This window comes from Mesorhizobium sp. CC13 (genome assembly GCF_039907765.1).
In the GTDB taxonomy this organism is placed as follows: Bacteria; Pseudomonadota; Alphaproteobacteria; order Rhizobiales; family Rhizobiaceae; genus Aminobacter.
In genome coordinates this window covers 1-12,701 of sequence record NZ_JARDJI010000040.1, presented here as the reverse complement: position 1 = coordinate 12,701, position 12,701 = coordinate 1, and the positions used below count along the sequence as shown (strand labels likewise).

Here is a 12,701-nt window from a genome sequence, read left to right as displayed (position 1 = left end):
CCCGCCTCGACGATCACCTCGAAACCAAAGCCGACAAGGCGTTTCACCGTCTCCGGCGAACCACCAACGCGGCTCTCAATCGAATCCAACTCTCTGGGTATGAATATCGTCCCGGACATCCGAGGTCTCCGCGCACAAGGTCGTCCGCCGGGAGACGTCCCCGCGGCACAGAAGCGTTATTGTCGCAATTTGCCGATAAGCGGATCGGCCGAACCGACTACAGCGACACGCAATCGCGCTGGAACGCCAGCAACGCTGTAGAATTTCGCATGGCTGAGGAGATCGCTGACGATCCCTGGCCAGGCACTAGTGGGCGACCAGGATGCCCTTGGCCTCGAAGATCGCGCGGATCTGCCGGACATAGGCATGGTATTCCTTGTCCTCGTGCGTCTTGCTCCACTGGCGCGGACGCGGCAGGTCGATCCTGAGATCGAGGTCGACACGGCCCGGCCGCGGCGACATGACCAGCACACGGTCGGCCAGGAACACGGCCTCGTCGATGCCGTGCGTGATAAACAGGACCGTGTTGCGCAGCCTGAGCCACATCGCCTGCAGGTCCATGATCATCTGTTCGCGCGTCAGCGCATCGAGCGCGCCGAACGGCTCGTCCATCAGGAGCAGGCCCGGCTCCTGGATCAGCGCCCGGCAGATCGCCACGCGCTGGCGCATGCCGCCCGACAATTCCGAGGGATATTTGTTGCCGAAGCCGGCCAGCCCGACCTGGGCCAGCAGTTCCTCGGCGCGGGGCCGGAACTTCGCCACATCCTGCTTCTTGATCTCGATGGGCAGAAGGATGTTGTCGAGCACCGTGCGCCAGTAGAGCAGAAGGTCCGACTGGAAGACGACACCGGTCTTGGGATGCGGCTTGCTGACGCCATCGCCGTCGATCGAAATCGTGCCGGTCGAGGCGCCGGTCAGGCCGGCGAGCAGCGACAGCAGCGTGCTCTTGCCGCAGCCGCTGGGGCCGACGACGGCTACGAAACTGCCGGGCTCGATCTTGAGGTCGATCTTATCGAGGGCAAGGACGTCGTCGTCCTCGCGCGTCTTGTAGATCTTGGAAAGCCGGGAAATGTCGACCGCCGCGCCCGTCTGGGTAGTGGCACTCATGGTATTGCCTCACTGAACCTGTTGTCGTTGCTCGGCCGCACCGGCGGCCGGCTGATTACTTGACGGCCTGACTACTTGGCGGCGTCACGCTTGTAGGTGACGCGTGACTCGATGGTGTCGATGATGAAGTACAGCACCACGCCGAGACCGGAGATGGTGACCACGGTGGCGAAGTTGAGCGTGGTGTCGAACAGCGAGTTGGCCTGGAGCTGCAGGTAGCCGAGGCCGCGTTCGGCGGCAACGTATTCGCCGATGACCGCACCGATGACGGCGAGCGACACCGCAACCTTGAAGCCGCCGAAGATGTTGGGCAGTGCCGCCGGCAGGCGGACCTTGAAGAAGGTCTGCCACTCGCCGGCGCCCATAGAGCGGACGAGGTTTACCAGGTTCTTGTCCAGCGACTGCAGGCCGACGACGGTCGAGATGACGATCGGGAAGAACGAGATCAGGAAGGCCAGCGTGATCTTGGGCGCCCAGCCATAGCCGAGATAGAGCACCAGCAGCGGCGCCAGCGCCACCTTGGGCACCGTCTGCAGCGCCACCAGGATCGGGTAGATGGCGCGCTCGAAGGCACGCGAATAGAAGATCGACAGCGCCAGCGGAATGCCGATCAGCACGCCCATGGCGAAGCCGGCGACCACTTCGAACAAGGTGACGTAGGCGTGGGTGGCGAGCAGCGGAAGCTCGTTGACGATGCGCTTGGCAATGGCCAGGGGCGTCGGCAGGACGAATTCCGAAAGGCCCGACAACGGAACCAGTGCCTGCCAGGCGCCGAGCAACACGGTTGCGAGGATGAGCGCCGAGTAGCGCTCAAGCCAGGGTCCCCGCGACTTTTTCCTGCTCATTTTCTTGCCCTGCCTTGCCTGCGCGCGATCGGCGCCGATTACATCCGTGCTCGCCACCGTAGCCTCACTGCGTCAGAAGTTCATTGGTATAGAAGTTCGAAATCGGCTTCGGATCGCCGATTTCCTCGACGCTGCCGATCAGCTTGAGCGCATCGGCGATCGCCTTCTCGTCAATGTAGCCGATGGGGGCACCGCTGGGCGAATGGATCGATGCCGACGTCGCCTCGATCTGCTGCCGCACGACCTTGTCGGACGGACCGGCCTGCCAGGCGGCCTTGAGCGCTGCGGTGGCAGCGGCGGGGTCAGAACGGGTCATCTCGATCGCCTTGGCGTTGGCGGCGAGGAAGCTGCGCAGCGTCGGGCCCTTCCTGGCGATGCCATCATCGCTGGCGACCACGGCCATGCCTGGAATGGCGAGGCCGTATTCGGTCATGTCGAGCGTCGGGAATTTCTGGCCGGTCTTGTCCTCGAGCACCGGCAGGTCGTTGGTCTTGTAGACGCTGACCACGTCGACCTGCTTCTGCAGGAACTGCGGCACGCGCGACTGCGAGTCCATCTGGACCTTGGAGACCTTGCTGCAATCGACCTTGTTGATCTCGCAGAAGGCGCCGAGATAGGACGTGCCGGTCTCGCCGACGGCATGGGCGATGGTCTTGCCCTCGAGATCCTTGGGCGCGTTCACCGCCTTGTCGGGGTGCGAGATCAGAGCAATCGGCGACTCCGGCTGGTAGAGCGCGATGATCTTGACCGGCATGCCCTTCTGGATCGCCGAAATGGCGAAGATCCCGGGCAGGATGACGGCGTCTTCCTGGCCCTGGATGAGTGAGCCGAGCGCGGCCTGCGAGCCGGCGCCCTCACCGAGCTTCAGGGTCACGCCGGCATCCTTGTAGACGCCTTTCTGCTCTCCCAGATAGAAGAAGCCGTACTCGCCCTTGAGCTTCCAGCTGAAACGGACGTTGACCTCCTCGGCCATGGCGCCCTGGCTTGCCATGAGCGTGGCGAAGGCGGCTGTCGCGGCAAGCGCGGCACCGCGAATGACACCTGTGGCGTGCAACATTTCACTCCTCCCTAGCGGATGCCCTCCGGCGTCCAGTTGGCCCGAAGGCCTGCCTCTCTCCCCAAGAACCGAACCCGAGGCTCCTACCCCTCAACCTCAATTCTTGATCTCATAGTGTGATCACATTTGGTGATTGTCAAGCGATGAATCGGAAAGCGGCGGCCGGGATTTTCTGCCCGCTGCCTATGCCCGCAACGTCCATCGGGATGCCTCGCCCAAGCATCGGAAATCGCTTGCGGATTCACCGCGTGGCGTCGCCGCAACCATGCCGGAGGCGGCACCGCGACGGCCCGGCTGCCGCCGGTCGCATCAACTTGATGTTAGAAGATATGGCTCAGTGAGCCGCCGCAAAGGTGCTGGGCAGCGAATTCTCGATGGCCTGAAGGCTGAGATCGCGGGCGATGAACACCAGCCAACCGCCTTCAGAACCCTCGGGCCAGCGCGGGAGGTACTCGGGCGGGTAGACGACATGCTGCACGCCGTGGATGATGACGGGGCGAGCATCGCCCGCCACCGACAGCAGCCCCTTGACCCGGAGGATCGACTGGCCACGCCCGGCCAGCAGCAGCTCGAGCCAGTCGACGAAAACGGGCCAGTCGACCGGCTTGTCGACCGAGACGGTGAAGGTTTCGACGCCGACGCTGTGCTTGCCGGCCATCGGCACGTCGGAGAGCTCCATGTGGCGCGGCTGCCAGTGGTCCGGCTGGTCGAATATCTCGGCCGAGCGCGGTTTGTCGGTCTTGCTCGACACCAGCCGCCGGACCGACGGATTGACCTTGGCGATGTCGAGATGGAGCGCATCGAGCCGCCAGGGCTCGATGAGATCCGACTTGGTGACCACGACGCAGTCGGCCAGCGCCACCTGCTGCACGGCTTCGGCGAATTGCGCGATCGACCCGGCGCCGCCGACGCCGTCGACGGTGGCGACGATGCTGCCGGCGCGATAGCCTCGCCTGAGCTTCAGGTCGCTCATGACAGCCTGCATGATGGGCGCGGGATCGGCAAGCCCCGTCGTCTCGACGACGACGCGGCGGAACGGCACCACCTCGCCGCGCTTGACCATGGCCAGCATGTCGGCGAGCGTCGAGACGAGATCGTCGCGCACGGCGCAGCACAGGCAGCCCGAGGACAAAAGCACCGCGTCCTCGGAGACCTCGCGGACGAGCAGGTGGTCGAGCCCGACTTCGCCGAACTCATTGATGACCACGGCCGTATCGGCGAGATCTGGCTCGCAGAGCAGGTGCCTGAGAAAGGTCGTCTTGCCGCTGCCGAGGAAGCCGGTCAGCACGTGGACCGGGATCCTGTCGTCCGACACGGAAGCGGCGGGTTGCACTGTCAGTTCACCTCGAAGATCGCGTCGATCTCGACCGGCACGTTGCGCGGCAGCGAATAGCAGCCGACGGCGGCGCGGGCGTGTCGGCCGGCCTCGCCGAACACCTCGACCATGAGGTCGGAGGCGCCGTTGATGACCTTGGGGTGGTCCTTGAAGTCGGGCTCGGCATTGACGAAACCGCCGAGGCGGATGACGCCGACGACACGGTCGAGATCGCCGTCAAGCGCCTGCTTGAGCTGGGCGAGGATGTTGACGGCGCAAAGCCGTGCGGCGGCCTGCCCTTCTTCGACCGAATAGTCGGAGCCGAGCTTGCCGGTGAACTTGTCCTTGCCGCCCTCGGCCGGAACCTGGCCGGAAATATAGACCTGGCCGCCATGGCGACGCGCCGGCACGTAGTTGGCCAGCGGCGCAGTCGTCGCCCGCAGGACGATGCCCAGGCTCGCCAGCTTGTCCTCGATCTTTCCCGCCATGGCGAGCTCCTCCCGTATGAAAATCAGTAGTCGAACTGCAGTTCCGGACCGTGGGCGAAGGGCAGCTCCAGCCCCTGCGGGCCGGCAACGCTGAGCAGTGCCTTGCAGGTGGTGCGGATGTCGTGGACGATGCCCTTCTTTGCGGCATTGGCGTTGCCGTCCTTCAGCGCGGCGAGAATGTCCTCGTGGTCCGAGGCATTCCACGGCATCGAGGGGATCAGCAGCGACATGTACATGGTCGGGCCGAACTGCAGCCACAAGGACTCGATCAGCGGCATCAGCACTTCCGACTCTGCCGCCTCGTAGAGCGTGAAGTGGAATTTCTGGTTGGACGACAGGCAGTTCAGGATGTCGCGCTTTTCGATCGCCACCAGAAGCTGCTTGTTGATGGCGGTCAGTTCCTCGATCAACTCGGGGCCGGCCTTTTTGGCTGCAAGCTCGGTCGCCATGCCCTCGAGCATCTCGCGCACGGCAAACAGGTCACTCAGCTTTTCCGGGTTGAGCCGGGGCACGCGCACCGATCCGCCCTTGGTTTCCTCGAGCGCATTGGCGGCAACCAGGCGGCTCAGCACCTCGCGCACCGGCATCGGGCTGGTACCGAGACCGGCGGCCAGCTTGCGCAGGCTCATCACCTGGCCGGGCAGGAACGCGCCGACCATCAGCCCGCGACGCATGTAGCGCAGCACATGCTCGTGAACATGGCCGCGCGCCGGCTTCGCGCCATCACCATTGGGTTCGATTTCCGGCTTTTCGATCCGCATCCTGTCTTCAGCCTCCGTCACTTTTCCCCGAATTTTGTGATCCGCCAGGAACAGCCGATCCCGTAGATCTCTTGCGGTCGCACTGCCGAGGGGCAGAAAGTTGACAGGCCGCGATCTGTGATCTCATATTGTGATCAATAAATGATCTTTTCGAAAACGGCAACATTTAACTGCCGCCCGTTTCGCCGGGAAGACAGTGATCCGACCAGGCGCGCAACCGATGCCGCAGGGTTCCTTCTTGCTGATGTGACTGTAGAGCACGGCAGGACATTGGCAACAACTCCCGCGCGCAGTCGTTCAGATGAAACAGCGCGGAATCCCGGTGGCGCTTGCCTCCGACAACACGCGTGACCCATTCCATTCCTTTGGCGATCACATGCTCGACGCGTTCCGCCTGGGCACGCGGGTGCCGCATTCTACCATCCTTCCGGCAACTGGATCCGGGCCGTGACCACGACACCGGCCGAGATCATGGGTCCTGAGGCAAAGGGCTGCATCGCCGAGGGGCAACCCACCGACCTCGTCCTGTTCGAAAGGCAGCGGTTGGCGCGCGCCGAAAGCAACCGCATCGTCATCCGAGACAGCGCCCCACTTGCCACCTCCCTGCCCTCCTATGCCGAACTCGATGGGCTGGGACGTTTCCCGATCGATTGAGCCGCAACGAAATCGCAAGCAAAAAGGCCGCCGGTAGCCAGCGGCCTTTTCGTATAGGCAGCGGTCCAGAGGTCAGGCGGTCGCGCCGACCTGGTAAAGCTCGACCTTGGTGCCGTCCGGGTCGGCGATGTAGATCGTAAGGCCGTAAGGTCCGTCATGCAGGTCGGTGTAGTACTTCACGCCCGCCTTCTTCAGCCTGGCATCCATGGCGCGCACGTCGTTCACCTCGAAGGCGATATGATCGAGCTGCCGGTGGTCCGAAGCTTTGCCGTGGATCAGTGCGATGCCCTGGTGGAACGCCGTGAACGGACGGCCGTCGGCAAGCGGCTTGGCGGGACGTATCGTGAAGCCGAGCTGGTTGGTGTAGAACGCCACCGACGTATCGATGTCGTTGACCATGATCAGCTGGTGGCCGTAGTTGGTGACGCGCGGTTTGACCTGCTCGCCGATCCAGTCGAGCACCTCGGAAGACTGGGCGATCTCGCAGAAATACTGCTTCCACACCTGCTTGGCAGTCGCTTCCCATTCAGCATTGACGCCGGACACGCAGTCGTCGACGGCGATTACGTCGAGGTCGCGCAGATAGGCCTCGCGGATCGAGGTCTCGACGCAGGCATTGGTGGTGGCGCCGGTGACGAAGAGATGCTGGGTGCCGAGCATCTTCAGCATCATCTCGAGCCGCGTCTCGTAGAAGGCACCGAAGCGGTGCTTGCGGATGACGAAGGCCGGGTCGAAATCGGCCAGCGGCTTCAGTTCGTCGATGATCTGCTCGTCCCAGCTGCCGGCCAGCGCCGACACCTGCTTGCGGCGGGCGGTGTGGCCGAGCAGCTTCTTCTTCGCCCTGTTATGGTCGACCGCGAAGTGCTCCTGCATCGTCCAGATGACCGGAATGCCGGTGTCCTGGCAGCGCTTGATCAGCTTGGCCAGCGGCGGCACGATCGCCGACAGGCGCTTGGTGTCGACGCCCGAAACGCCGAGCGTGCCCTTCTCGTGGATGAAGGCGTTCTGCAGGTCGATGACCAGCAGCGCCGACTTGCGATAGTCGAGAGCCTCGAGACCCATCACTTGTGCTCCACCATGTCGATGCCCAGCACGCCGCCGCGGCCCCAGCTGTCCTTGGGCGTCTCGTGGATCACCACATGCAGGTGATCGGGCTTGCAGGCGGCCTCCTCGACCATGGCCTTGGTGATGGCCTTCACGAGGTTGCGCTTCTGCTCGACAGTGCGCCCCTCCCACATCTCTACGACGACGAACGGCATTGCTATTTCTCCTCTCTTTCGCTGGGCATGGCGCCGGAGGCCCAGACGGGCACGGCGGGCGCAAAGCCCGAAACCAGATCGTTGTTTGCCCGGTCGATGCCCGAAAGCAGCCACAGCGGGCGGTTCGAATAGTTGACCAGCACCTGCTCTTCCATGCAGGCGCGGTTGGCCGGATGGCTGGGATCGCGCTCGAACCGGCTCGTCGCCGGCATCAGCCTGACGACGTAAAGCGACTCTGAGGGATCGAAGCCGGCAAGCGCATCAAGGCTCATTTCTTCCAGCCTGACGGCCTTCACCAAGGGCGCATCCCTGTCGACCGCCACCAGAACCACGGCGCCCGCCAGCGTCGCGACCGGCCAGTAGCGACCTTCGCGGCCCTGGCCGAGGTAGTCGCCGTAGCGGCGTGCGTCGGTGAACAGTTCGCTGTCCCACAGGATGACATCGGGTCCGATGATTTTCCGCGCGGCATTGACCACAAGATCGCTCTCGCAGAGGTCGAGGAAGCTCCAGGGATCGGTCAGGCCGATACAATGGCCCCAGGGATTGTGGATCCCCGACAGCCTCTCCTGGCGGATCGCGTCCTTGCGGGCGACGATCCTGGCGACCGCCTCGCGCACCGGCAGACGCGCCGGTATCAGCGAAATGCGACCGGCCAGGTCGAGATGGTCGGAGACCCCTTGGGTCATGACGGCACCGTCACGCAGCGGCCGCGGCCATAGTGGCTCTCGGCGACCATGCCGTTCTCGTAGACCACGTCGCCGCGCGCCACAGTCATCACCGGCCAGCCCTTCAGCTTCCAGCCTTCATAGATGCACGTGCCCTTGCCGGTGTGCGTGACCGTGCGCTCCTCGTCGAGGTCGACCAGCACGAGGTCGGCGTCGAAGCCGACATCGATGTGGCCCTTGCGCGGCCACAGGCCGAAACGACGCGCCGGGTTGAACGAGTTGAGCTCGACCAGGCGGCTCAGCGACAGGCCGCGCTGGTGCACGCCGAAATGCAGCATCAGCGACAGCTCCCACGGGAAGCTGACGACGCCGGGGAATTCGGTCCACAAATCCTCGAGCTTCTTGGGCAGGAACGGCACATGGTCGGTGCCCAGGCTGTAGACCGAGCCGTTGAGCATGCCGGCCCACAGGCCCTCAAGCTCGGTGCGGTCGCGCAGCGGCGGTGAGATCTTGGCGCGCATGTCGAGATCGTCGTCGTAGCAGGTGCGCGTCAGGTAGTGCGGACAGGTCTCGACGGTGACATGCACGCCGCGCGCCTGCGCCTCGGCGGCGAGCACCGGGCCCATGCCGACGGACGTGTGCACCAGATGCAGCGAGCAGCCGGTCTTCTCGGCCAGAAAGATCATGCGCCTGATGGTCTCGACCTCGCAGAAGGCCGGACGCGACTCCGTGTAGGCGCCGAGATCCTGGCGACCGGTCGCGGCGATCTCCTTCTTGATCCACGAGGCGATCTGAGTGTTCTCGCAGTGGACGTTGATCACGCCGCCGGGAATCTTCGACAGGATGCGCATCGCCGCATAGACCCAGCCGTCCGTCGCCGGCACGATGCCGATCGGATTGTCGGGCTCGTAGCCGAAGTAGCACTTGAACGACTTCACCCCGGTCTTGGCGACGATCTCGGGAATCTCGGCGATATGCTCCTCGCGCTGGATGCCGAAGTGGAAACCGAAGTCGATGACCGCGTTCTCCTCGCCCAGCGCCTTCCGCTCCTCGTAGAACGGCAAGTAGGATTCCTTGAGGTTGCGGATGTAGAGCAGGGCCGTGGTGACGCCGCCCGAAGCCGCCGCCGCCGTCTCGGTGCGCATGTCCTCGGGATAGGGGAACTTCACGCCGAGATGGCAATGCGGGTCGATCAGGCCCGGCATCAGCACCTTGCCCCCGGCATCGATGGTGCGGAGGGCATCCGGCAGCACCTCGTCGGCACCGGTCAGAACGATCTTGCCGTCCTTGACCGCCACGCCGCCATGGTATTCGCCGTCGTGGCGAACCACTCGCGCGTTCTTGATGACCAGATCCGCCTTCATCACTTCTGCTCCACTATGCCTTCGATGCGTCTTGAGATGCCGCTCCACTGGCTGCGGCCGACGGTGATCGGCGCGCGCGCGCCCATGCCGCGGGCCCAGATCGCCTTGAGCCCGAGTTCGGCTGCAGCGTCGCGGTCGATGGTGCCGGGCGGAGCCGCGACGTCGATCAGCAGCGCATGCGTGGGCAGGAGCTTGAGCTGGTCGCGTTCGAGCAGGCGCTTGGGCACGCTGCCGATGACGATGTCCATCTTCGGCAGGAATTCCGGCAGCTGTTCCAGCGTCAGCGATTCAGCCCCTGCCGCATAGGCCGCCGCGCGCTGCACCGGGTTGCGCGCCGCGACATGCACATGGGCGCCGAGCGCCACCAGCGTGTTGGTCAAAAGCGAGCCGATGGTGCCCTGCCCGACCAGGCAGATGTTCGACTTGTGGATGGTGATCTGGGTGTTCTCGATGATCACCTTGAGCACGCCCTCGACGATCGCCGGGCCGCGCAGCAGCATCAGGTCTACGTCCCACTCATATTCGTGGAGCGTGATGCCGAGTTCGGCGCAATGGCCCTTCAGATTGACATCGGCCCAGCCGAGGATGACGTGTCCCGGCTTGCGCATGCCGTCCAGCATCTCGCGAGTCGGGATGATCTTTTCCGCGCACTTCGGCGCAAACAGCGCGCCTTCGGCCGTGATGCCGGGGATCGGGAACAGCGCGATGTCGGCGCCCTTCAGCGCGTCGGCGGCATCCTTGGCGTGGTAGACGCCCTCGATGCCCTCTTCCGGCCAGGGGAAGCCATAGGCACGGACGGTGGCGCCGGCACGCACGGCGCAGCGGGCGATTTCCTGTTCGCGGGCGTCGCCGGCAACGACGGCGATGACTGTGTTGTTCCAGCTCATTTCGCCCTCACCTTCTCGATCACCTGGGCCTTGCTCATGCCGGCGATGCCCATCGCCTCGGCCGTGCGGCCGCCCTTGCGGTAGTCGGTGCCGACGGCGATCTGCGCCAGGCTGTAGAGCGAATGCGCCACCGGCGTGTCGACACCCGCGATCCGGGCGAATTCGAGGAACGGCAGCAGCCCGTGGCCGAAATCCTCCTTGTAGTAGCGATACTCCAGCGAATCCGGGCCCTTGATGCGCTTGTTGGCCTCGCCCCCCGCGATCGCGGCGCGGAAGTCGCTGGTGTCGATCACATCGGCCTCGACCGTGCCGAGCAGCTTCATCTCCTCGACCAGATTGGGCAGATCATGCCCGAAGGCCTTGGCGACCGCCAGACGCTCGTCGTCGAGCTGCTTCATGATGCGGGCGACGCCGGGGGTCATGGCGTCGACATAGAAGGTGAAGTTGCCACCCGTCGCCTCGACCCAGGCCGCAGCCAGGACGGCTCCCGGCGGATGCAGGATCATGTTGACGTTGGACAGGTCCGACGCGATCACATCGGCGACCGGGGTAAGGCCGGGATAAAGCTTGCCTGCGATCTCCAGCACCTCGGAACCGCCCTTCAGGGCAGCAGCCTTCAGCTGCTTGGCGCGGCCGGACACGGTGACGCCGTCGGGACGGTACTTGCGCGCGACATAGGTCAGCGTCGAGAACTCGACGACAGGGGGCGCTGAACGGCCGGTGCGCGAAAACGTCTCGGCGAACTCCAGTGCACCGCCGGTGTGGCCGGGGTTGAGCACGACGGGCTTGCCCGATGGCCAACCGGCGGCGGCAAGAGCCGAGGCAATCGCCGAGTGCGAGAAGGTGGGCAACACGACGACAGCAACGTCGACGCCATCGATAGCCGCCTTGAGATCGGTGGTGATCAGCGCGGGCTTGGCCACGCCCTCGCCGAGCTTGCCTTCATAGGCGACGCCGCCCAGCTTGATATGCGGCTCAAGTGTTTCGGCCGACCGTGCCCAGAAATGCACGTCGTGCCCGGCCTGGACCAATTCTGCGACCGAGGCTGCACCGCCCGCACCCGCGCCTAATACTGCAACTTTCATTCTCTCCTCCGGGGGCCGAAATACGGCTATGCCGGCCGCACGACCTCATGCTCGGAATGGGTACTCCTCCCCACTCCTCGCGCCAATTGATTGCCTTCAATCAGTTTGATCACACTTTATGATCACACTGGAAATTGTCAAGCGGAAGAATGCGCTTCCGCTGTTCAAGCTGCCTGATGCCTGAGCGCTGCTGCCTCGATGCCGGCGATGGCAGCGAGTTCGTCATTGTCCGACGTATCGCCTGATATGCCGACGGCGCCGATGAGTTCGCCGTACGCGTCGCGGATCAGCACACCGCCCGGCACCGGCACGATACGGCCACCGGAGACGGCGTTCAGGCCCTCCATGAAATGCGGGCGTTCCTTCGCCGTCTGGTCGAGCCAGCGCGAGCCCATACCGACGGCCAGCGCTCCATAGGCCTTTCCGGAGGCGATCTCGTAGCGCAGCATCGAGGCGCCGTCCTGCTTCTGGAACGCCTTGAGGTGGCCGCCGGCGTCGAGCACGGCGATGGTCAGAGGTTTCATCCTGGCCTCGGCGCCCCTGGCGAGTGCGGCTGCGATGATGGCGTTGGCGGCAGCGAGGGTCAGGTCGGTCATGGTTTTCTCCGTGGATTGGTGTGCGAATGTCTGTGGTAGCCAGCGGCGATGGGACGTTGGGGCGGGTGTTACCCCCACCCCTGCCCCTCCCCACAAGGGGGAGGGAGACTCCGGCTACGGTTTCGCTATCCTCGGCGGTTCTGCTCAGTCTGGCCTCAGCTGGCCGCTCCGTCCCGAGAGCTATGCCGGCGGGCATCCCCCTCCCCCTTGTGGGGAGGGGTCAGAGGGTGAGGGGCAATCGCCCTTGCAAAACCTCTCCAATCAGCCGTGGCGGCGCCTCGCCTTGAGCTCCAGCCTGCGCTTGTGCAGGACCGGTTCGGTGTAGCCGTTGGGCTGGGCGCGGCCTTCGAAGACGAGGTCGCAGGCGGCACGGAAGGCGGTCGACCGGTCGAACTCCGGCGCCATCGGGTGATACAGCGGGTCGCCGACATTCTGGCGGTCGACGATGGCCGCCATGCGCTGCAGCGAATCCATCACCTGGATGTGCGAGCAGACGTCGTGGCGCAGCCAGTTGGCGATGTGCTGGGAGGAGATGCGCAAGGTGGCGCGGTCTTCCATCAGGCCGACGTCGTTGATGTCGGGCACCTTCGAGCAGCCGACGCCCTGGTCGATCCAGCG

The 12,701-nt window shown here is 64.6% G+C and carries 14 protein-coding genes and 1 pseudogene; 1 reads left to right on the top strand and 14 read right to left on the bottom strand.

Going from position 1 to position 12,701, the window contains the following annotated elements:
• Positions 1-306 precede the first annotated feature (306 nt).
• From PV773_RS24890 to PV773_RS24865, 6 genes are all read right to left on the bottom strand, one after another.
• On the bottom strand, positions 307-1,107 hold the full coding sequence (locus PV773_RS24890) for an ABC transporter ATP-binding protein (RefSeq protein ID WP_347968950.1): 801 nt from the start codon (positions 1,105-1,107) through the stop codon (positions 307-309).
• Positions 1,108-1,178: 71 nt separating this feature from the next.
• Positions 1,179-1,952, bottom strand: coding sequence for an ABC transporter permease (locus tag PV773_RS24885; RefSeq protein ID WP_347968949.1), 774 nt, complete (start codon positions 1,950-1,952; stop codon positions 1,179-1,181).
• Positions 1,953-2,016: 64 nt separating this feature from the next.
• Complete coding sequence (locus tag PV773_RS24880) at positions 2,017-3,009, bottom strand: ABC transporter substrate-binding protein (RefSeq protein ID WP_347968948.1); 993 nt, start codon at positions 3,007-3,009, stop codon at positions 2,017-2,019.
• Between the two features lie 334 nt (positions 3,010-3,343).
• Entirely contained in the window at positions 3,344-4,342 is a 999-nt protein-coding gene (locus PV773_RS24875) for a GTP-binding protein (protein ID WP_347968947.1), read from the bottom strand.
• A gap of 2 nt (positions 4,343-4,344) precedes the next feature.
• Complete coding sequence (locus PV773_RS24870) at positions 4,345-4,812, bottom strand: RidA family protein (RefSeq protein WP_347968946.1); 468 nt, start codon at positions 4,810-4,812, stop codon at positions 4,345-4,347.
• A gap of 23 nt (positions 4,813-4,835) precedes the next feature.
• On the bottom strand, positions 4,836-5,573 hold the full coding sequence (locus tag PV773_RS24865) for a GntR family transcriptional regulator (RefSeq protein ID WP_347968945.1): 738 nt from the start codon (positions 5,571-5,573) through the stop codon (positions 4,836-4,838).
• A 447-nt stretch (positions 5,574-6,020) separates the two neighbouring features.
• On the opposite strand from PV773_RS24865, the gene PV773_RS24860 reads away from it, so the two are divergent.
• Positions 6,021-6,227, top strand: coding sequence for a hypothetical protein (locus PV773_RS24860; protein ID WP_347968944.1), 207 nt, complete (start codon positions 6,021-6,023; stop codon positions 6,225-6,227).
• A gap of 72 nt (positions 6,228-6,299) precedes the next feature.
• On the opposite strand, the gene PV773_RS24855 is transcribed toward PV773_RS24860, so the two are convergent.
• The 8 genes and pseudogenes from PV773_RS24855 to PV773_RS24820 all read right to left on the bottom strand — a co-directional run.
• Positions 6,300-7,289, bottom strand: a complete 990-nt coding sequence (locus tag PV773_RS24855) for an isochorismatase family protein (RefSeq protein ID WP_347968943.1) — start codon at positions 7,287-7,289, stop codon at positions 6,300-6,302.
• A complete protein-coding gene (locus PV773_RS24850) occupies positions 7,289-7,486 on the bottom strand; it encodes a 2-hydroxymuconate tautomerase (protein ID WP_018431063.1) in 198 nt (65 codons plus the stop codon). The genes PV773_RS24855 and PV773_RS24850 overlap by 1 nt, the downstream gene beginning before the upstream one ends.
• Positions 7,487-7,488: 2 nt before the next feature.
• On the bottom strand, positions 7,489-8,172 hold the full coding sequence (locus PV773_RS24845; protein WP_347968942.1) for a resolvase: 684 nt from the start codon (positions 8,170-8,172) through the stop codon (positions 7,489-7,491).
• Positions 8,169-9,515: an amidohydrolase family protein gene (locus tag PV773_RS24840; RefSeq protein WP_347968941.1), complete on the bottom strand. Its 1,347-nt coding sequence runs from the start codon at positions 9,513-9,515 to the stop codon at positions 8,169-8,171. Before PV773_RS24840 ends, PV773_RS24845 begins: the two co-directional genes overlap by 4 nt.
• Positions 9,515-10,402, bottom strand: a complete 888-nt coding sequence (locus PV773_RS24835; RefSeq protein ID WP_347968940.1) for a dipicolinate synthase subunit DpsA — start codon at positions 10,400-10,402, stop codon at positions 9,515-9,517. Before PV773_RS24835 ends, PV773_RS24840 begins: the two co-directional genes overlap by 1 nt.
• A complete protein-coding gene (locus PV773_RS24830) occupies positions 10,399-11,487 on the bottom strand; it encodes an NAD/NADP octopine/nopaline dehydrogenase family protein (protein ID WP_347968939.1) in 1,089 nt (362 codons plus the stop codon). The genes PV773_RS24835 and PV773_RS24830 overlap by 4 nt, the downstream gene beginning before the upstream one ends.
• Before the next feature lie 164 nt (positions 11,488-11,651).
• Positions 11,652-12,083, bottom strand: coding sequence for a heme-binding protein (locus tag PV773_RS24825; protein ID WP_347968938.1), 432 nt, complete (start codon positions 12,081-12,083; stop codon positions 11,652-11,654).
• 261 nt (positions 12,084-12,344) lie between these two features.
• A pseudogene (locus PV773_RS24820) lies at positions 12,345-12,701 on the bottom strand (malate synthase G); the annotation flags it as partial.